The organism is Peribacillus glennii (assembly GCF_003429105.1).
Classification (GTDB): Bacteria; Bacillota; Bacilli; order Bacillales; family DSM-1321; genus Peribacillus; species Peribacillus glennii.
This window is the reverse complement of record NZ_QVTD01000003.1, coordinates 1370671-1391977: the sequence shown is the minus strand read 5'-3', so window position 1 is coordinate 1391977 and position 21307 is coordinate 1370671. Positions and strand designations below refer to the sequence as shown.

Here is a 21307-nt window from a genome sequence, read left to right as displayed (position 1 = left end):
AAATATATCCTTTCAAGCATAAGTTTTCTTGAAAATGATAGCAATTTGCCCAACGCTTCATAGGATATAAGGACATATGCATAGGAGGGGATTTACAGCGTGAAAATTCATATTGTCCAAAAAGGGGATACGCTTTGGAAGCTCTCAAAGAAGTACGGCGTAAGTTTCGAAGAGCTAAAGCAAATGAATTCCCAGCTTAGCAACCCGGATATGATCATGCCAGGCATGAAAATTAAAATACCGGGCTCATCAGGCAGCGTAAAAAAAGAAATGATCGCACCCGGTAACCAGCCAGGATATGGAGTAAAAGAAGCACCTATCGGGCAGCCTGCACAGCCATTGAAAGAACAGCCATCCATACAACAACCGCAACAGCAAAAGGAACAGCCACCGATCCAGCAGCCGCTTCAGCCCATGAAACAAATGGAACAGCCAATGGCGCCCCAACCCCCAGCGGCCAAAGAACAGCCTGCACCAAAAGAACAACCAATCGTCAAAGAAATAATAAAAGAGAAACCAATTGTTAAAGAAATAATAAAAGAGAAACCAATTGTTAAAGAAATAATAAAAGAGAAGCCCATTGTTCAAGAAATTATTAAAGAAAAACCGATCATTAAGGAGATTGTCAAAGAAAAGCCTGTGCCTCAGCCCGTGATGCCGGATATTGATATCAATAATTATTTTACGGTCAATATGGCAAATGTGTCTGTGCAAAAGCCCCCATCACCGCCGCCGCTTCCAAAGCAGCCAAAAAAAGTGGAGCCGATTGCCATGAAAGACATAAGCCCTAAGGGTGTACAGCCTGCATTGGATTTCAAGCCAGCAAAGGATGTACAGCCTGCAATGGATTTCAAACCTGCAAAGGATGTGCAGCCTATACATGATTTCCAGCCAGCCGGACCGGAATGCATCCCGGTAACACCGATCATGCCTGGTGCGGAATCTTGCCTGCCTTATTATCCATGGGCTTTTCCACAGGCCCAGAGTGCTCCCATGCAGCCATATAACCAATTTTTTGATAATGAAGAGAATCCAAGCATGTTAGAATCATCGGAAATGCTGGATTTTCAGATGCAAACTGGGATTCTAGGCGTACAAGATCACCCTCCTTACGGGCAAGGGCTTTATTCACCAATGGAAACACAACAGCCTTATCCCTATGGTGGAATGAATCCACAACATATGGATTTCCCGGGATATCAGGGTCAGACCATGCCTGAAACAGCGATGCCTGCTTTTGGGAATAATTTTTCACAGCCTGGTTCGTCTGGTTTTTTTCCCGGACCGCAGGCGGAAATTGGCCAAATGTACACAACACCTGGGTTCCAACAAGGAAGTGAATCGTCCATAGAATCTTCAAGCTTTTTTATGAGCAATTTTGGAAACCCTCCATATCCGTACCATCAATCACAGCTCCCGACCTTGGCACAAGCAAAAGATTGTGGATGCGGGGGGCCCGGGAAGAAATCCATTGCTAAGCAACAGTTTCAATCATTAAGCCACCATGCAGCAGGTCAGCAGCAATTTGGCCCAGGGTACCAGGAAATGCCGGATCAGCATCAATTTGGCCCAGGGTACCAGGAAATGCCAGGTCAGCAGCAATTTGCAACAGGGTACCAGGAAACGCCGGGTCAGCAGCAATTTGAACCAGGGTACCAGGAAATGCCGGATCAGCAGCAATTTGGTCCAGGGTACCAGGAAATGCCGGGTCAGCAGCAATTTGGATCAGGGTACCAGGAAATGCCGGGTCAGCAATTTGGATCAGGGTACCAGGAAACGCCGGGTCAGCAGCAATTTGGCCCAGGGTACCAGGAAATGCCAGGTCAGCAGCAATCTGGTCCAGGTTTCCAGGGAATTCCAGGTCAGCAATTTGGAACAGGGTACCAGGAAATGCCAGGTCAGCAGCAATTTGGCCCAGGGTACCAGGAAATGCCGGGTCAGCAGCAATTTGGCCCAGGGTTCGAGGAAACGCCGGGTCAGCAGCAATCTGGTCCAGGGTTCCAAGGAATGCCGGGTCAGCAGCCATTTGGTGCAGGGTTCCAGGGAATGCCGGGTCAGCAACCATTTGGTGCAGGGTTCCAGGGAATGCCGGGTCAGCAGCAATCTGGACCAGGGTTCCAGGGAATGCCGGGTCAGCAGCAATTTGGTGCAGGATTCCAGGGAATGCCAGGTCAGCAGCCATTTGGTGCAGGGTTCCAGGGAATGCCGGGTCAGCAGCAATTTGGCCCAGGGTTCCAGGGAATGCCAGGTCAGCAGCCATTTGGTGCAGGGTTCCAGGGAATGCCGGGTCAACAGCAATTTGGACCAGGGTTCGAGGAAACGTCGGGTCAGCAGCAATCTGGTCCAGGGTTCGAGGAAATGCCGGGTCAGCAGCAATTCACAACGCAATTCAATGATATGACAGGCCAGCAACCGTTTTCTCCCGATTTCCAGGACACTTTTGACCAGCAGTTTAGCCCTGGGTTCCAGCCGATGCAAGGCAGGCAGCAATTAAACCTGGGACACAAGTCCATGCCCGGTCAGCAGCAGTTCCCACCGAACTGGCAAAGGGGCCAACAACTTCATAACGGAGCCGAGCAATTGTTGAACCAACAGCAATTTGTCCCTCCATTCATTAAGCCATTTGAAACAGCGAAACAGCAATGGCAAGGAGAAAGCTTTGATCAGGCGGCGGTTCCGTCACAGTACATTACCCCATTTGGTGCTCAACGCCATAGTCATACTCAGGCCGTACAGCCGTTTTTCTATGCCGGTGAACCAGCGCCATACGAATGGAACCAAATGCAGCAGCCATTCGACATTCCAGAATACGCCGATGAAAGCAGTGAAATATAAATACAAAGGAGACAGTGATTTTTTCGCATGTCTCCTCTCTTATATAGAAAGCCACAAGCTATTTGCAAAGAAAATAGAAAGAATCCGGAACCAAGTTTTTTTGCTGCATCTGAATAACGGCCAAAAACTGATCGTAAAAAAGTTCGCCGACCGAAAAAAATGGCACTTCCAGCATAAACTTACTTCCCTTTTAAAGTACGCCGGTTTTTCGGCAACCTACGAATTCTATAGTTCGATTCCACCGTTTGAATATGATGGCTGTTTCTACGGCTTGATCGAATATATCAAACCACATCCCGAAAAATTTCATTTTTTCAACCATGAAAACCGACAGGAAGGGCTTAGGCTGCTTTCACAATTCCATCAAGCCACTAAACGGATTGCTCATGATTCTTCTTTAGAAGTATCCACCTTTAACCAACTGAAAAAGTGGGAAGAAAGATTGCTGGTATTCAAGAGTATGTTGCCGCAAATCAGCCGGACTATTTCTGAGGATCTGTTATTGGAATGGATTTCTTGGGCATCATGGTCCTTGAACGGAATGAGGAAGTTTGAAGATCTAATCCAGAAAGAAGAGATCGCCATCATTCATGGTGATGTCGCCCATCATAATTTCCTCCGCAGAAATGACCGGGAGCTTTGCCTCATCGATTTTGACTTGGCCGCAATTGCTCCTGCTGTAATCGATTATTTGCAATATGCCAACAGAATTTTACCTTCAATCAACTACAGCATGAACCGCTTGGGGGAATATGACCAATTGAAGCCATTATTAACGAATGTGGCTTTTTTATATGGCCTTGCGTTTCCAACCGATATTTTCAGGGAATGGAACCGGCTTTTAAGAGAAAACAGGATGGGCAGCCACCCCCAGTTCCATTCTGTTTGGAAAATGACAGTAGAAAGCTTTCCGGAACGTATTGCTTTTAACCGTACATTAGCCTGGATGGTGCATCGGCTAACCGGATAATTTTAGCCATCTTACAGGTAAAAAAACCCTTTATTATGAGGAGCAGTGCGTTATGACTGCTTATGAAGTAGATAAGGGGGGATTTTGGACTGAGAAAACTTGTTTCGCTAGTTCCTCTGTGTACGGTTTTGGCGGCCGGACTTTCCGGTTGTGCTGCCGAAGGAGATACCGTTATCCAAAATGGAGGAGCCAATTCGACCGGCTACTATTCCAGTGATAAGGATGACCTTTGTCTTTCAACTTTACTTGAGTAACCGAAATACACCTGCCCCTTTCAGGAAAGGGCAGGTGTATTTTATTGGGATGCAGCGTTTATTGGTTATTTTCATTTTGTTTATTACCATTACCCATCATGTTTCTGACACTGTTTGTGGCATTGTTGACTACATTAGCGGTTGCATCAACTGCAGTCATAGCCACGTCTTCAGTTGCTTTTAATGCGTTTTGGGCAGCATCAAAGGCAACATCGGCGCCATTTTTAATTGTGTTTGCCACGTTTTTTGCTGCGCCTTGCTGATTATTATTTTGATTTTGCATTTCGTTCACCTCCTCATTTAAGGTTGTGTAAACGGAAGTTATTTATCCAGGATTCTACGTCGATTCATTTCTAGTCTAAAAAAATGGTTAAAACCGCAAAAAACGTCCAAACTAAAAAAATAGAACTACACCTTATGAAAGAGGTGATGGGAATGAAAGGCCGGCTAGCTTTTTTAACCATATTAATCAGTGTGGCTTTGTCATCCATTTTCGTCACGGCAACAGCCTCTGCAGAAAATCGAGAAAATCCGCAGGAGGTTACCGGGCCAATGGAACGACAGGTCATTCTACAGAGGGTGTACATGGACGGCGAGATGAGTGAAGAAACACTTACGGTGAAGATACTTGCGATGGAGGACTTTTGGGCAAGCTATCGCGACTGGCAACTCATCGACCAAAATGAGGAGCGGGTCATCTTTCAAAAAAAGGAAAATGACATTTCTCCCTTGCTTAAAGCCAATGGTTTTTTTGGAATAACACAAGACGGTACCCTATCCATTTTTAATGGGAAACCGGAAGATTCACATATCATCCATTCTTTTTTCCAGATTGATATTGGCAAGCTGGAGACGTATAAACAGAGGGAACTGCTGAAGGGCATTCCGATTCTGAACAAAAACAGATATGAACAAGTCATAGAGGCGTATAAGCCATACTCACTTCCTGAAACTGAAAAATAAGAAACGGGACACTCTGTTGTTCCGTTTTTTATTTGGAGGTCTGTCCCCCGGTGCGGTAATGCGTTCGAGTAGTGGGAGACTGACCCCGGAATGACCCCGGAATTCGATGTTTTCATTCTACTATCATCGCTTTATGTGCTACAATGAATGGTACAGCAAAATCAGGGAGCGAAGGAATTTGTTTGATTATATTAAAGGGGCCGTAGAATACGTAGGGCCGGAATACATAGTTGTGGAGAATGGGGGAATCGGGTACCAGGTGATGACGCCCAATCCTTTTATTTTTTCTGCAAAGCTGAAGAGCGAGGTTCAAATTTTTACCTATCACCATGTACGTGAAGATATTTTTGCTTTATATGGTTTTGGGACGCGTGAAGAAAAGGCTTTATTTACGAAGCTGCTGAATGTGACAGGGATCGGCCCAAAAGGGGCGCTTGCCATCCTTGCTTCAGGAAAGGTCGACCAGGTGGTGCAGGCTATTGAAAATGAGGATGAGTCGTTCCTCGTGAAATTTCCTGGTGTGGGGAAAAAGACGGCGCGGCAAATGATTCTTGACTTGAAAGGTAAGCTAGAGAATATAGTCCCTGACTATTTCCCTAACCTGTTCAATGATGGCAAAGCTTTATCAGGTATGGGCGGTTATTCAGAAGAGCTGGACGAAGCGGTCCAGGCATTGAAGGCGCTGGGCTATTCAGATAAAGAAGTCCAGAAAGTGGCCAAGACACTGAAAAATGAGGAACTTACGACAGAACAATATATCAAAAAAGCATTGCAAATGATGTTAAGATAGAGGGGTGGCAAGATGGAGGAGAGAATTTTCAACCAGGAAGCCGACCTGACTGAACAATCTTTTGAGCAAAGCCTGAGACCGCAAAACCTCGCCCAATATATCGGCCAGGACAAAGTGAAGGCGAATTTGCAGGTTTTTATCGAAGCAGCAAAAATGCGCGAGGAAACGCTCGACCATGTCTTGTTATATGGGCCTCCAGGTTTGGGGAAAACGACACTCGCGGTCATCATCGCAAATGAAATGGGCGTAAATGTCAGGACAACATCGGGGCCTGCCATCGAACGTTCCGGTGACCTCGCTGCCATACTGAGCGCATTGGAACCTGGTGATGTCCTTTTTATTGATGAAATCCACAGGCTTCCCCGTACGGTCGAGGAAGTACTATACCCGGCAATGGAAGATTTTTGTCTTGATATCGTGATCGGGAAAGGGCCTTCAGCACGATCGGTCCGGATCGATTTGCCTCCGTTTACGCTGGTCGGCGCCACAACAAGGGCCGGTGCCTTATCCGCCCCGCTAAGGGATCGGTTTGGCGTCCTCAGCCGGCTCGAATATTATACGGAAGAACACTTAAAGCAAATTGTAGTCCGTACTGCCGAGATCATGGATACGGAAATGGACGGCCAGGCTGCGGGGGAGATTGCCAGAAGGTCCAGGGGGACACCCCGGATTGCCAACCGTCTGCTGCGAAGGGTCCGGGATTTCGCCCAGGTCCGTGGCGACGGCACCATAACCCTTGAACTGGCAGATTATGCGTTGGAATTAATGCAGGTTGACCGTTTAGGACTTGACCATATTGACCATAAATTACTTAGGAGCATAATTGAAAAATTCCGCGGAGGGCCGGTTGGATTGGAGACCATAGCAGCAACGATTGGTGAAGAAGCACATACAATTGAGGATGTGTATGAGCCATATTTGCTTCAAATTGGTTTTTTGCAGCGTACTCCCAGGGGACGAATGGTAACGGACCATGTTTACCGCCACTTCAATTTGGAGGTGCCTGAAAAATGACAGGTATGCCAAAACTCTTGATGACAATTGGAGCCATTATATTTCTAATTGGATTTGCGATGAAATTTATTAACCTGGGCAGGCTTCCTGGAGATATTTTTATTAAAAAAGGGAATACGACTTTTTATTTCCCGTTTGTTACATCCATAATCGTTAGCATCGTTTTATCGGCTGTTCTTTATCTCATCAGCCGTTTTCGTTAATACAGCAAGATAGGAAGTGGAAAGAATGAAGGTGGACTTGTTTGATTTCCATCTGCCTGAGGAATTGATTGCTCAGGTACCATTGGAAAACAGGGAAGAAAGCAGGCTGATGGTACTCGATAAGGAAACTGGAGAGATTCAGCATGAAATCTTTAAAAATATCACGAATTATTTAAGTCCGGGCGATTGCCTTGTGCTCAACGACACAAGGGTGCTTCCGGCCCGGCTGTACGGCAGCAAAGAGGATACGGGGGCAAATGTGGAAGTGCTCCTGCTGAAGCAGGAAGAAGGCGATGCTTGGGAGACCCTTGTCAAACCTGCCAAAAGGATTAAAGAAGGCACCAAAATTGTGTTTGGAGACGGAAAGCTTTCGGCCGTATGCACACATGTCCTGGAGCATGGCGGCCGCATTCTTGATTTCTCATACGAAGGAATCTTTTATGAGGTGTTGGATGAACTGGGCAGCATGCCGCTCCCGCCTTACATAAAAGAGCAGCTTGAGGACAAAAATCGTTATCAAACCGTCTATGCAAAGGAACGAGGGTCAGCGGCCGCTCCGACAGCGGGCCTCCATTTTACCGAGCCGCTGCTTGAAAAAATCAGGCAAATGGGCGTCCATATTGCTTTCATCACCTTGCATGTCGGCTTGGGAACCTTTCGTCCTGTCAGTGCAGATGACGTGGATGCGCATGAAATGCACTCGGAATTTTATCAGATGACAGAAGGCACGGCACGGCTTTTGAATGAAGTAAAAGCAAATGGCGGCAGGATCATCACTGTTGGGACGACGTCAACAAGGACACTGGAAACGATCGCGTCAAAACATGATGGCGTTTTTATGGAAGAAAGCGGCTGGACAGACATCTTTATTTTTCCTGGCTACGAATTCAAAGGAATTGATGGCATGATCACCAATTTTCATCTGCCGAAATCGACCTTGATCATGCTTGTCAGTGCGTTGGCAGGCAGGGAAAACGTGCTCCATGCCTATGAAACGGCAGTAAAAGAAAAATACCGTTTTTTCAGCTTTGGGGATGCGATGTTCATCAAATAATTCGAAATCGGGCTCTCTCTTGAAAGGAGTTACAACTTTGACCGCAATACGCTATGAACATATTAAAACTTGTAAACAGACAGGAGCGAGGCTCGGCATTGTACACACACCGCATGGCTCTTTTGAAACGCCTGCGTTTATGCCGGTCGGGACGCTTGCCACTGTAAAAACCATGTCTCCGGAAGAGCTAAAATCAATGGGAGCAGGGATTATCCTAAGCAACACATATCACCTTTGGCTGAGGCCTGGACATGATATTATCAAGGAAGCAGGGGGCCTCCATAAATTTATGAACTGGGATCGTGCCATCTTGACCGATTCTGGCGGGTTCCAGGTTTTCTCTTTAAGCGAATTCCGTAAAATTGAGGAAGAGGGGGTCCATTTCAGGAACCATCTTAACGGGGATAAGCTATTTTTATCTCCGGAGAAGGCAATGGAAATCCAAAATGCGCTCGGATCCGATATAATGATGGCCTTTGATGAATGCCCTCCGTTTCCGGCCACATTCGAATACATGAAGAAATCCGTCGAACGGACGTCCCGCTGGGCAGAAAGATGTTTGACTGCGCATGCCCGTCCTGAAGACCAGGGGCTTTTTGGGATCATCCAGGGCGGTGAATTTGAGGAACTAAGAAAGCAGAGCGCGAAAGACCTTGTCTCACTTGATTTTCCTGGTTATGCAGTAGGAGGTTTATCGGTCGGTGAACCTAAAGATGTCATGAACAGAGTCCTGGAATTTACAACACCGCTGCTGCCTTCCGACAAACCCCGTTATTTAATGGGGGTTGGTTCCCCGGATTCATTGATTGACGGAGCGATCCGCGGTATTGATATGTTTGACTGCGTTCTTCCTACCAGGATTGCCCGAAATGGCACACTGATGACATCAAACGGCCGGTTAGTGGTGAAAAATGCTAAATATGCCAGGGATTTTGGGCCTTTGGATGAGAACTGCAGCTGCCATGTTTGCCAAAATTACAGCCGTGCATACATCCGGCATTTAATCCGCGCTGAAGAAACGTTTGGAATCAGGCTAACGACTTACCATAACCTGCATTTTCTGTTAAACTTAATGGAGCAAGTCAGACAAGCGATTCGCGAGGACCGGCTTGGTGACTTCAGGGAAGAATTCTTCGAGCAATATGGCTTCAACAAGCCGGATGCAAAGAACTTCTGAATGACTATTGATGAAAGGAGAGATATAGATGGGTAACTATGGTGGTATTATATCGCTGGTATTGATGTTCGTATTGTTTTATTTCCTCTTGATCCGTCCTCAGCAAAAGCGTCAAAAGCAAGTGCAAACAATGCAGGGCGGGTTGAAGAAAGGTGATAAAATTGTAACGATTGGCGGCCTTCACGGGATCATTGATTCCCTTGATGAATCAAAGATCGTGATCCGCTGCGGTGATGGAAGCAGGCTTACATACGACAGGTCGGCAATCCGCGAAGTAACGGAAAGCGCTCCTGAGCAAGCGTAGCTTTACGCAAAAAAACGGTATTCCATCAGGGATACCGTTTTTTTTAGAATTTTAGGATTTCAAGCATTCCGCGAGCCTGAACTCAGGTTCACCCCGAGAACCCCGCCCATCATTGCCGTAACCACAAAGCACCCCTGATAGATCCACTCTCTTAATGAAAATAAAGAGTCGTTTCCAAGATACTGATAGGACATGACGATCACCATATAAACCAAGCCCGTACTTCCGCCCAGCACCCAGCCCTGTTTTTTTCCTTTCCCTCCTGAAATGAACCCCCCGATAAACATCGTAATGAAGGACCCCGCCATAATGATATATGTAAGGGATGATTCTGTGATGCTGGTAAACCGCAGCAAGGTAGCAAAAACGAAGCTGGAAATAATAAACAGAATAAATATGCTGCTTACTCCATATAAAATAGCCGTACCCATTTTTTTCGATTCGATGGCTACTCTCTCCCTTCCCTGGCTTACTGGCAGAAATAGATTTTCATCTTTGTACAAGCATATTCATACATTCAGCTTTTAGACCATGAGACCATAAATTTTAAGGATTTTGGCAAGGATAAGAAGATGAACGAACTCCTAATATATTTCTCGGTAAAAGGGGGAGGGAATCTAGTGCATGAATACGTCGTGATCATATCCCGGGCGATTATTTTGTATTTCACTCTTTTGGCTATTTTCAGGTGCATGGGGAAAAGGGAAATTGGCGAATTAAGTGTTCTCGACTTAGTCGTGGTTTTCATGATAGGGGACATGGCGGTATTGGCCATTGATAGCCCAAAACGGCCGATTCTATTTTCACTTTTTCCGATTCTTGTTTTGGCTCTCATTCAAATAATCCTTGCGTATCTTTCTTTAAAAAGCCAGAAATTCAGGGAGGTGGTGGATGGTAAACCGACCATTATCATCGCAAAAGGAAAAGTTGATGAAAAAGTGATGAGAAAGCAGCGGTATAATTTTGGTGACCTACTCATTCAGCTCAGGGAAAAAAACATCCTCAACATAGAAGATGTAGAATACGCCATTTTAGAGCCTACAGGCGAACTTTCGGTCATTGAAAAAAGCAATGTCCAAAACCCGAAAGAAAATTCCCCTTTCCCTTTGGTGTTAGATGGAATTATCCAGGAGGAAAGCTTGGGACTAATCAGCAAAAGTGATGTGTGGCTTCTCGAACAGCTTCAAAAACAAGGATATTACGATATAAAGCGGATCTCCCTTTGTATGTACGATAACGGCACACTATATATTGATGAAAAGTAATAAGCTATACGGTTCCGGATAACAAGTCAGGAAAACAACCAGCCGATTATCCGGAAACGCTTGAGCTCCTCCTTTCTGATTACTCCTGTAAAAATTGATAAGGAAGAAAACAGGGTAAGAATCACAAGAATGGAAAGTAATAAGCGGACAAGAAGAATGTGGCCGGTTAAAACACTGTAAAAGAAATAGTGTCCCAAGAAGCCTGAAATAATGGAAATAAGGATCGGGAACAGGTAGGTCTGGATCTTAAACCTGAACGGCAAGATTTTTAAAATGGTCGTAAAATGAAGAAAGGTAACCAGGATTGTACCGGCGGCTATTCCGATGGCTGCACCCATTATTCCGAAATCTGCTTTAGATGCCAGAAGCCAGATAATGACGATTTTTATAACCGCGCCGATAAAGCTGTTCACCATGGCTGCCTTTGCCAGGTTAAGTGCTTGAAGCATGGATTGCAATGGCATCTGGCAGTAAAACAAAATGAAGAATGGAGCCAGGAACTTGATGAACACAGCTGCATTTGAGGAGCCGTACATAATCTGCAGCACAGGTTCGGCAAATACAAATAATATCACCATTGCGAGTGAACCAGTAATGAAAGTGATTCGCAATGTCTGCTCAAGCCTGTGCTGGATCAGGCCGTAATTCCCTAAAGATTTTGCTTCGCTAACTGCCGGTACGAGGGATGTAGCCAGAGATGTTGTTACAAAGGAAGGCAGCATCAATAGCGGCAGTGCGTACCCCGTCAGCTCTCCGTATTGCTTTGTGGCAACGGTAGCTGATACACCTGCAATTGCAAGGCTTTGGGCGACAACTATAGGTTCCAGAAACCAGGATACATTTCCAATCATTCTGCTCCCGGTTGTCGGCACAGCGATTTTCATCAATTCTTCAAAAGTCACTTTTCCTTGTCTTGCCATTTTAAAGAAGTTATTCCTAAGCTTGAAGTGCTTTTTCAGCTTAAAGGAGGCTACGAGGTATGCTAGGGCCACAAGCTCACCGATGATTGAGGCAAACATGGCTCCTGCAGCCGCGTATTCGATCCCGTATGGCAAAAAAGCTTTAGTCAGTACAGCGATGAAGGTAATCCGGGCTATTTGTTCAATAACCTGAGAAAGAGCGAACGGCTTCATATTTTGCTTGCCCTGAAAATACCCCCTTAACACTGAGGATATGGCCACAATTGGCACAATCGGCGCAATGGCCATCAATGGCCAGACTGTTCTGGAATCCGTAAACAAAATTTCCGAAAGCATTGGAGCGAAGAGCAGCAATGCGGGCGTAAAAATAAGCGATAATCCAAAGGTGCAGCTGAGCGCTACGACAAGAATCCGCTTTACTTTCTTCTCATCCCCCAAAGCATCCGCTTCGGCCACAGATTTTGAGATCGCAACAGGCAACCCCAGCTGTGTGATGGTAATGACAAGAAACAGAGTAGGCAAAGCCATCATATATAAACCTACGCCTTCTTCTCCGATAAAACGGGCGATAACAATCCGATTTATGAATCCTAAAACCCGCGTAATTAAACTGGCTATTAAAAGAATGAATGTTCCTTTCAGAAATTTGGACATTCCCACCAATCCCTGCCTTCTCAAGAGTGCTCAAATCATATACAATTATTTATATGCACCGACTTGGACAAAGCATGACAGGCTTTTCAAAAGAGCAAATAAACGTAAAGAAGTTTTTGGCAAACGGACGCATTATTTTGAAAGAGTATGGGGGAGTTTTCCATGGCTACACATCCTTATCAAAATTATTATCTGAAAGTGAAACCTGCTTTGATATGCAAGGCGGAAGAATTGAGCATGCTTGGCCTTGGAGCTGTAACAGAAGATGATATTTGGATTTATCTGGTGCAAAAAAAATGGAAGCGTCCCAGCCCTGAAATCCATCTTTACCAATTGGTGAGCGATATCCTGTCGATTAGCGGCAGCCAGTTTATGACTTTTATGACGATCGAGGCATATAGGGGGCCGGATTTGCTCGGCAAACTTTCCCAGGAGGAAATGAAAGAGCTGCTTCACGGCTAAACACCTTTTTTATATCCATTTTTTTCCAGGTTAGGAAGTGGTGAAGGTCTTAGCGGTCATAACACTAGGTTTCTAGGCATTTATAAGCAGGAAACTTAAATTGACAGTAGTATATATATCACTCATAATAGTGATGTTGCTTTTGCCTTATGACAAATAATGTGTATTTCTGCATTTTAAATACAATTAACAACAAGACAAGGCGTGTCAGGAAGAAAGGGGCCTATTACATAATGGTAAAAAGAAGCAGGATCGTTGCGTTCTTTATCATATTAATTGCCATATTCGCAACGATTGGCACCACCTCAAAGGGGATACTGGGAAATATCAAGCTAGGGCTTGATTTACAGGGCGGCTTCGAGGTGTTGTATGAAGTGAAGCCGGAAGACGGCGGAAAAGTTACACAGAAGATGCTTAACAGCACGGCTCAGGCGCTGACCAAGCGTATTGATGTCCTGGGTGTAAGCGAACCGAATATTCAGATTGAAGGAAATGACAGGATCCGCGTGCAGCTTGCAGGTGTGACGGACCAAAATGAGGCCCGGAAGATTCTTTCCACCCAGGCAAAACTAAGTTTCCGCGATCACAATGACAAAGAAATGATGACCGGTGCAGACCTGAAAGAAGGCGGTGCACAGCAAACCTTTGATGAAAATAACAGCCCGGTTGTACAGGTCACCTTGAAGGATCCGCAAAAGTTCAAGAAAATTTCCGAACAGATTTCAGCTATGCCGCAGCCTACGAACGTGCTTGCGATCTGGCTTGACTTTGAAGAAGGAAAAGACAGCATAAAAAAACCGGAAACCCAGGATAACATGATTTCGAATCCGAGCGTCAGGGAAGTATTCGATACGGAAACGGTGATGATCACAGGCCAATTCACGATAGAAGAAGCAAAGGAACTTGCCAATCTGTTGAATGCAGGTGCACTTCCGGTAGAGCTTGATGAAATTTATTCCACATCCGTAGGTGCAAAATTCGGGGAACAAGCCTTGAATGAAACCATCTTCGCAGGCATCATCGGGATTAGCCTTGTTTTTGCATTCATGATTTTTTACTACCGATTCCCTGGATTCATCGCAGTCATTACGCTGGCTATTTATCTTTTCCTTACATTACTAGTTTTTGATTGGATGAATGCCGTATTGACACTTCCTGGGGTCGCCGCCTTGATTCTCGGGGTTGGTATGGCTGTTGATGCGAATATCATCACGTATGAACGGATAAAAGATGAGCTAAAGCTTGGACGTTCCGTTCCGTCAGCGTATGCGGCAGGAAATAAAAACTCCCTTGCGACGATTACCGATGCCAATTTAACAACGCTTCTGGCAGCTGCGGTATTGTTCTTTTACGGGACAAGTTCAGTTAAAGGCTTTGCGACCACTTTAATTATCAGTATTTTAATGAGTTTCATCACAGCCGTTTATGGAACTCGTTTATTCATGGGCCTTTGGATCAACAGCAGGTTCTTTAATAAACGTCCATCCTGGCTTGGCGTCAACAAAAAGGATATTCATGAACTTTCTGAAACAAGAGACGTTACAGAGCTCCCGACACCGTTCGATAAGTGGGATTTTGTAAAGAGAAGAAAAGTATTTTACGGTATTTCCACAGCGTTTATAATAATTGGTATCATCGTCCTGTCGGTATTTAAGATGAATCTTGGAATTGATTTTACAAGCGGTACAAGGATTGAATTTACATCCAATGAATCGCTGACACAAGAGAAAGTCAAGGACCATCTGGCTAAGCTGAACCTGGAAAGCGAGGACATCGTGATTTCAGGGGACAATAATGAAACAGGCGTGGTTCGTTTTAAAGGGGTATTAAATAAGGATGAGATAGCGGAAGTGAAGGATTATTTCAATACGAAAGTAGGGGATGGCACCAATATAAGCACTGTTTCTCCTACAATCGGAAAAGAGCTTGCCAAAAATGCCCTCATTGCCGTTTTTATATCATCATTGGGCATCATCCTGTATGCAACCATTCGCTTTGAATGGAGAATGGCTCTTCCTGCCGTTATTTCTTTATTCCATGATGCGTTCTTTATTATTACACTCTTTAGCGTGCTGCGTTTGGAAGTCGATTTGACCTTTATCGCCGCGATTTTAACGATTATCGGGTATTCCATCAATGATTCGATCGTAACGTTTGACCGCATCCGTGAAAACATGCGGAAAAAACGGAAAATCAAGAAGCTTGAAGAGCTGGAAGAGATTGTAAACATGAGTATCAGGCAAACCTTGACCCGTTCCTTCAATACCGTATTTATGATTATCATCACTGTTGCCGCTTTGATGATTTTCGGAAGTCCGTCGATTGCAAACTTTTCCATCGCGTTGCTTATCGGCATGATTGTTGGTGTGTACTCTTCCCTTTATATCGCCTCCCAATTATGGCTTGACCTTAAGGGTAAGGAATTAAAGAAAAAGGGTGTACTTATCACATACAAAGAGAAAAAACCGAGCCAGGAAGCTCAGGTATAATAAAAAAGAGACCAATTCGCGTCTATTTTGCGGATTGGTTTTTTTTTTGCCCTTTATAGTTTGATTTATCAACGGTTTGATTCATACGATAATCAAATGAACAATATCATTCTTCTTTTCCACCCTATAAATAAGTTTGGTAAAGCTTTACGGGAGGGAATAATGCTGTTAAGAGAAATAAATGAGGAGGCTGGCCATGAAATTCCAGTGGATATTCTTAATTGGAATCATTTTTGCCATTATCGTTTCTTTTTTTGCAGTCATTAACGTGGATCCTGTTACTGTTAATTATTTTTTCGGCAAAGCAGAATGGCCCTTGATTCTGGTTGTCCTTGGTTCGGTATTAATGGGCGGTTTTATTGTATTTTCGATAAACGCAGTGAAAATTTTGAGTTTAAAAAGAAAAATAGCCAAGCTTGAAAGAATCATTGAGGAGTTGGAATCTAAGCCGGTACCCGGACTAGCAGATGAACAGGAAATCGAAAAAAGCCAGAATTTGAATTTTGAATAGCAATTGAATCCCCTCCACTCCTTTTGTATAATTAGTGAGTTAAGGGGTGAAATCATGTTAAACTCAAAAACCCGGTGGATCGTTCAGACTGCCGATGAACAAATCGTGCAAGCATTCGCTACGGAACTTCAAATAACACCTCTGGTTGCAAGGCTTTTGGTCAATCGGGGGATCCATACCGTCCAGGACGCACAGTCTTTTTTATATATTAGTGAACAAAGCTTCCATGATCCATTTTTAATGAAGGATATGGATAAAGCCGTAACAAGAATCAGGCAGGCTATCGAGACAGGCGAGAAGATCCGGATTTTTGGGGACTACGATGCGGATGGGGTAAGCAGTACAACAGTAATGATGACAACGCTTGCCCAAATGGGAGCCAATGTGGACTTCTATATCCCGAATCGTTTTTCGGAAGGCTATGGCCCGAATGAAACAGCATTCCGGCTTGCCGCTGACACCGGTGTCCAGCTATTGATCACTGTTGATACAGGCATCTCGGCCATCAATGAAGCAAAACTTGCTGACGAGCTAGGCATGGATTATATTATTACCGACCATCACGAGCCGGGACCTGAATTGCCTGAGGCACTTGCGATCATACACCCTAAGCTTGAGGATAATACATATCCATTTAAAGATCTTGCCGGAGTCGGGGTTGCTTTTAAATTGGCCCATGCCCTGCTGGGTAAATTGCCGGAGGATTTGCTTGAAATTGCGGCAATAGGAACAATTGCGGACCTTGTGCCGTTATATGGGGAAAATCGCTTAATAGCAGCACGGGGTATAGAGAGGCTGCGCCAGACATCCCGTCCCGGCCTTCTTTCATTGATTCAAAAAGCAGGAATCCAAAAAGACACGTTAAATGAAGAGTCGATCGGTTTTGGGTTGGCGCCGAGAATAAATGCTGCAGGCAGGCTTGGTGCAGCAGACCCGGCTGTGGATCTCTTGATGGCGGAGGATGCCGTCATTGCCGAAGAACTCGCTTCTGAAATAGACCTAATCAACAAGGAACGCCAGGCGATTGTGGCTGAAATCACGGAGGAAGCGATTCGCGAAGTGGAAGAAAATTTCCCTCCGGACGAAAACGGAGTCCTCGTTGTCGGCAAGGAAGGGTGGAATTCCGGCATAATCGGCATTGTTGCCTCAAAGCTTGTCGACCGATTCTACAGGCCGGCCATTGTGTTGAGCTTCGATCCGGAAAAAGGTCTTGCCAAGGGATCCGCCCGCAGCATCGAAGGATTTGATTTGTTTAAGAATCTGTCGGAGTGCAGGGATCTTTTGCCCCATTTTGGGGGGCATCCGATGGCAGCAGGCATGACGTTGAAAATCGAGGATGTCGGCCATCTGCGCACCCGCTTGAACAGTCTCGCAAACGAGCAGCTCTCTGAAGAAGATTTCACTCCTGTCACCAGGCTGGATGGGGTAACGGACATTGAGGATGTTACGATTCAATCTATCGAGGAAATGGGATTGCTAGCGCCATTTGGAATGAATAACCCGAAACCGAAACTATTGATCCAATCTGCAGCGCTTTCTGAAATCAGGAAAATCGGCGCCAACCAAAACCATTTAAAGCTTCAGCTTGGTGAGGATGGCAAATTTCTTGATGGCGTTGGTTTTGGGCTTGGATATTTGTTTAGCCATATTTCCCCTCTTTCCAGAATCTCGGTAATTGGGGAATTGGCGGTCAATGAATGGAACAATAACAGGAAGCCGCAAATTTTCCTGCATGATATCTCAATTGAGAACTGGCAGCTATTCGATTTCAGGGGAATGAACAGGGTCGAAAAGTGGCTTGCCGATATCCCGCAGGAAAACCGCCAAGTCATCATTTTTTCGGACGAAACGCTGAAACAATTTCCTTTCCTTAGAGAAAATGAAAATATTGTGCGTGTTAACAAGGAAGAGGATGCAAGGAATGTAAATCTGTCAGGCAGCCATGTGATCCTGCTGGACATGCCCCCATCTAAAAAAATCTTGGAGCACACTTTGAAACATAAAAGGCCATCCCGGATTTATGTTCATTTTTACCAGCAACAGGACCATTTTTTCTCCACGATGCCAACGCGTGAACACTTTAAATGGTTTTATGCCTACCTTGCAAAAAAGGGTCCGCTAGACGTGAACAAGTACGGGGACCAATTGGCTAAATACCGCGGATGGTCCCGGGACACGGTTGAATTTATCTCACAGGTGTTTTTTGAATTGGATTTTGTTACAATAGAAAACGGATTAATTACGCTCAATAAAAACCCAAATAAACGGGATCTGAGCGATGCGCCATCATATAAGAAAAAGAAAGAGCAATTTGAGCTGGAACGGGAGCTCCTATATTCCTCTTATCAGCAATTATTTGATTGGTTTGATACATTAGTACAAGAGGCAGAATGCCTCGAGGAGGAAACAACTCAATGGATTTAAAGCAGTTTATCACAATTGTCCCGGATTGGCCGAAACCCGGCATCAAATTTAAAGATATTTCACCACTGATGAATAATGGAGACGCATACCGTTATGCCACCGATCAAATTGTGGAATTTGCTCGTGAAAAAGAAATCGATATTATCGTAGGACCTGAAGCACGCGGATTTATCATTGGTTGTCCAGTCGCTTACTCTTTGGGCGTGGGCTTTGCTCCTGTAAGAAAAGAAGGTAAGCTTCCGCGTGAAACCATCAAGGTGGACTACGGCCTTGAATATGGCAAAGACGTACTGACCATCCATAAAGATGCGATCAAGCCTGGGCAGCGCGTCTTGATCACTGATGACCTTTTGGCCACAGGGGGTACAATTGAAGCGACGATCAAGCTTGTTTAAGAGCTTGGCGGAATAGTTGCCGGGATTGCCTTCCTGGTCGAGCTTTCCTACTTGGATGGCAAAGATAAGCTTGAAGGATATGATGTTTTGACATTGTTGACATATTAGTCAGTGAAAAGCTAAAGGGGCACTCCTTATTATAGGGGTGCTCTTTTTGGTAGATAAAAAATAAATACAATAACATCTTTATGCAGTTACATTGATTTTACATATAGAACAGAAATGGCATTCATATATTTTATCTAACAGGAAAATTCCAGTATAAGGTAATTATAAATAAATAATCCATGGAAACAACAAAAAACCCCTTATCCCTTTACATCTCTCCCTTTTTTCTCGATAATAAAACAATAATGTTTTTTTGAGACGTTCAACCTATAGACAGATATGATAGGTAAATGGGGATAAAAAGGTGATTGCATGGCTAATGAGCAGATTTTGACAGCCGATCAGGTCGTCGACAGGACAAAGGAATACCTTCAGCAGGAAGATGCTGATTTTATATATAAAGCGTATAAGTTTGCAGAAAATGCCCATCGGGAGCAGTTTCGAAAATCGGGTGAACCATATATTATCCACCCGATCCAAGTCGCGGGGATCCTCGCAGACCTTGAAATGGATCCTTCAACTGTTGCTGCAGGCTTCCTTCATGATGTCGTAGAGGATACAGAGGTTACCCTGGCTGACATTGAAGCAAGCTTCAGTCCTGAAGTGGCAATGCTTGTAGATGGTGTAACGAAGTTAGGGAAAATCAAATATAAGTCCCAGGAAGAACAGCAGGCCGAAAATCACCGGAAAATGTTCGTGGCCATGGCGCAGGATATCCGCGTCATTTTGATAAAACTCGCTGACAGGCTTCACAACATGAGAACCCTTAAGCACCTGCCCCACGAAAAGCAAAGGCGAATCTCCAATGAAACATTGGAAATCTTTGCTCCGCTTGCACACCGCCTGGGCATCAGCAAAATAAAGTGGGAGCTTGAGGACACGGCTCTCCGCTATTTAAACCCGCAACAGTATTACCGTATCGTCAACCTTATGAAGAAAAAGCGCGCCGAGCGTGAGGAATACCTTGACGGAGTGATTGAAGCTGTAAAGAAGAGTGTAGCGGACGTAAACATCAAAGCGGAAATCTCCGGACGCCCAAAACACATCTACAGCATCTACCGAAAAATGGCGCTCCAAAACAAGCAATTCAGTGAAATCTATGATTTGCTGGCGGTGCGTATCGTCGTAAACAGCATTAAGGATTGCTACGCCGTTCTAGGTATCATCCATACATGCTGGAAGCCCATGCCTGGACGTTTCAAGGACTATATTGCGATGCCGAAGCCGAATATGTATCAATCGCTTCATACTACCGTGATTGGCCCAAAAGGGGATCCGCTAGAGGTCCAGATCCGGACCACAGAAATGCACAGGATCGCGGAATTTGGGGTTGCGGCTCACTGGGCGTACAAGGAAGGCGCGGACGTGAATGAACATGCTTCATTGGAAAATAAATTAACCTGGTTCAGGGAGATCCTGGAATTCCAGGATGATGCAACGAATGCAGAAGAATTCATGGAATCTCTGAAAATTGATCTATTTTCTGATATGGTGTTCATCTTTACGCCGAAAGGGGATGTCATAGAGCTTCCGTCAGGTTCAAACCCGATTGATTTTGCATACCGAATCCACTCTGAAATCGGCAATAAAACGATAGGCGCCAAGGTGAACGGTAAGATGGTGCCGCTGGATTATAAGCTGAAAACCGGCGATATCATCGAAATCATGACATCCAAGCATTCATACGGCCCTAGTCCGGACTGGCTGAAGATGACCCAAACATCACAGGCAAAAAATAAAATCCGCCAGTTCTTCAAGAAACAAAGGCGTGAGGAAAATGTCGAAAAAGGCAAGGAATTGGTTGAAAAAGAAATTAAAAATATGGATTTCGACCTGAAAGAAATCCTGACTGCCGAGAACCTGAAACGGGTGAGCGAGAAATTCAATTTTTCAAATGAAGAGGATATGTATGCAGCAGTTGGCTATAATGGCATCACTGCCGCCCAGATTGCAAACCGGCTGACGGAAAAACAGCGGAAACAGAAAGAACTGGAGCAGGAACCTGACATTTTCGGTGCCGTTTCCGAATTGAAATCGTTCCACACGGTCAAGAAAAGGGAATCCGGAGTGCGGGTGCAAGGGATTGACAATTTGCTGATCCGTTTATCCAGATGTTGCAACCCGGTGCCTGGTGACGAAATCGTCGGTTTCATCACAAAGGGAAGAGGGGTTTCTGTCCACCGTACGGATTGCCCGAATGTGGAAGGAAATGAAACGGAAAACCGGCTGATTCCTGTTGAATGGGAAAGCAGCCTGAATGAACGCAAGGAATATAACGTAGATATTGAAATCAACGGTTATGACCGCAGAGGATTGCTCAATGAGGTCCTGCAGGCAGTCAATGAAACTAAGACAAATATTTCCGCGGTTTCAGGCAAATCTGACCGAAATAAAATGGCGACGATCAATATGTCGATATCCATCCATAATATCAGCCATCTGCAAAAGGTCGTGGACAGGATCAAGCAGATCCCTGACATTTATTCAGTAAGAAGGATCTTGAACTAAGGAGCCC

At 44.9% G+C, this 21307-nt stretch carries 18 protein-coding genes and 1 pseudogene; 16 read left to right on the top strand and 3 right to left on the bottom strand.

Annotated elements, in window-relative coordinates; all coding sequences use genetic code 11:
* The first annotated feature begins 99 nt into the window (after positions 1-99).
* Positions 100-2835: a SafA/ExsA family spore coat assembly protein gene (gene safA / locus D0466_RS08275; RefSeq protein ID WP_158555866.1), complete on the top strand. Its 2736-nt coding sequence runs from the start codon at positions 100-102 to the stop codon at positions 2833-2835.
* Positions 2816-3805, top strand: coding sequence for a phosphotransferase (locus D0466_RS08270; protein WP_158555865.1), 990 nt, complete (start codon positions 2816-2818; stop codon positions 3803-3805). Before safA ends, D0466_RS08270 begins: the two co-directional genes overlap by 20 nt.
* A 312-nt stretch (positions 3806-4117) precedes the next feature.
* Here D0466_RS08270 and D0466_RS08265 read toward each other — a convergent pair whose 3' ends face one another.
* The gene (locus tag D0466_RS08265; RefSeq protein ID WP_117322018.1) at positions 4118-4342 is read right to left on the bottom strand and encodes a hypothetical protein; all 225 of its coding nucleotides are present in this window, start codon (positions 4340-4342) and stop codon (positions 4118-4120) included.
* A gap of 134 nt (positions 4343-4476) precedes the next feature.
* Here D0466_RS08265 and D0466_RS08260 point away from each other — a divergent pair, with 134 nt between their 5' ends.
* The 7 genes from D0466_RS08260 (at position 4477) to yajC (ending at position 9564) form a co-directional block, all read left to right on the top strand.
* Complete coding sequence (locus D0466_RS08260) at positions 4477-5022, top strand: intercompartmental signaling factor BofC (protein ID WP_117322267.1); 546 nt, start codon at positions 4477-4479, stop codon at positions 5020-5022.
* A gap of 178 nt (positions 5023-5200) precedes the next feature.
* Positions 5201-5812, top strand: coding sequence for a Holliday junction branch migration protein RuvA (gene ruvA, locus D0466_RS08255; RefSeq protein ID WP_117322017.1), 612 nt, complete (start codon positions 5201-5203; stop codon positions 5810-5812).
* A 12-nt stretch (positions 5813-5824) separates the two neighbouring features.
* On the top strand, positions 5825-6826 hold the full coding sequence (ruvB, locus tag D0466_RS08250) for a Holliday junction branch migration DNA helicase RuvB (RefSeq protein ID WP_117322016.1): 1002 nt from the start codon (positions 5825-5827) through the stop codon (positions 6824-6826).
* Positions 6823-7029 (top strand): DUF2905 domain-containing protein, encoded by a 207-nt coding sequence (locus tag D0466_RS08245; protein WP_117322015.1) that lies wholly within the window; start codon positions 6823-6825, stop codon positions 7027-7029. Before ruvB ends, D0466_RS08245 begins: the two co-directional genes overlap by 4 nt.
* A gap of 25 nt (positions 7030-7054) precedes the next feature.
* Positions 7055-8083, top strand: coding sequence for a tRNA preQ1(34) S-adenosylmethionine ribosyltransferase-isomerase QueA (queA, locus tag D0466_RS08240; RefSeq protein ID WP_117322014.1), 1029 nt, complete (start codon positions 7055-7057; stop codon positions 8081-8083).
* A 37-nt stretch (positions 8084-8120) separates the two neighbouring features.
* Positions 8121-9260 (top strand): tRNA guanosine(34) transglycosylase Tgt, encoded by a 1140-nt coding sequence (gene tgt / locus D0466_RS08235; protein ID WP_117322013.1) that lies wholly within the window; start codon positions 8121-8123, stop codon positions 9258-9260.
* A 28-nt stretch (positions 9261-9288) separates the two neighbouring features.
* Positions 9289-9564, top strand: a complete 276-nt coding sequence (gene yajC / locus D0466_RS08230) for a preprotein translocase subunit YajC (RefSeq protein ID WP_117322012.1) — start codon at positions 9289-9291, stop codon at positions 9562-9564.
* A 59-nt stretch (positions 9565-9623) separates the two neighbouring features.
* On the opposite strand, the gene D0466_RS08225 is transcribed toward yajC, so the two are convergent.
* Positions 9624-10067 (bottom strand): TIGR04086 family membrane protein, encoded by a 444-nt coding sequence (locus D0466_RS08225; RefSeq protein WP_233522566.1) that lies wholly within the window; start codon positions 10065-10067, stop codon positions 9624-9626.
* Between the two features lie 69 nt (positions 10068-10136).
* Between D0466_RS08225 and D0466_RS08220 the strand changes: the two genes are divergently transcribed.
* Positions 10137-10829, top strand: coding sequence for a DUF421 domain-containing protein (locus D0466_RS08220; protein ID WP_117322011.1), 693 nt, complete (start codon positions 10137-10139; stop codon positions 10827-10829).
* Between the two features lie 26 nt (positions 10830-10855).
* Here D0466_RS08220 and spoVB read toward each other — a convergent pair whose 3' ends face one another.
* Positions 10856-12403: a stage V sporulation protein B gene (spoVB, locus tag D0466_RS08215; RefSeq protein WP_117322265.1), complete on the bottom strand. Its 1548-nt coding sequence runs from the start codon at positions 12401-12403 to the stop codon at positions 10856-10858.
* 162 nt (positions 12404-12565) lie between these two features.
* Here spoVB and D0466_RS08210 point away from each other — a divergent pair, with 162 nt between their 5' ends.
* The 6 genes and pseudogenes from D0466_RS08210 to D0466_RS08185 all read left to right on the top strand — a co-directional run bounded on the left by D0466_RS08210 (position 12566) and on the right by D0466_RS08185 (position 21300).
* Positions 12566-12865, top strand: coding sequence for a post-transcriptional regulator (locus D0466_RS08210; RefSeq protein WP_158555864.1), 300 nt, complete (start codon positions 12566-12568; stop codon positions 12863-12865).
* Between the two features lie 233 nt (positions 12866-13098).
* A complete protein-coding gene (gene secDF / locus D0466_RS08205) occupies positions 13099-15354 on the top strand; it encodes a protein translocase subunit SecDF (protein ID WP_117322009.1) in 2256 nt (751 codons plus the stop codon).
* 196 nt (positions 15355-15550) lie between these two features.
* The gene (locus tag D0466_RS08200) at positions 15551-15865 is read left to right on the top strand and encodes a LapA family protein (RefSeq protein ID WP_117322008.1); all 315 of its coding nucleotides are present in this window, start codon (positions 15551-15553) and stop codon (positions 15863-15865) included.
* A 54-nt stretch (positions 15866-15919) separates the two neighbouring features.
* Positions 15920-18289 carry a single-stranded-DNA-specific exonuclease RecJ gene (gene recJ, locus D0466_RS08195; protein WP_117322007.1) on the top strand — a complete coding sequence of 790 codons (2370 nt, stop codon included), beginning with the start codon at positions 15920-15922 and terminating at the stop codon, positions 18287-18289.
* A pseudogene (locus D0466_RS08190) lies at positions 18280-18792 on the top strand (adenine phosphoribosyltransferase). The gene recJ and the pseudogene D0466_RS08190 overlap by 10 nt, the downstream one beginning before the upstream one ends.
* Positions 18793-19104: 312 nt before the next feature.
* A complete protein-coding gene (locus tag D0466_RS08185) occupies positions 19105-21300 on the top strand; it encodes a RelA/SpoT family protein (RefSeq protein WP_117322006.1) in 2196 nt (731 codons plus the stop codon).
* Positions 21301-21307 lie beyond the last annotated feature (7 nt).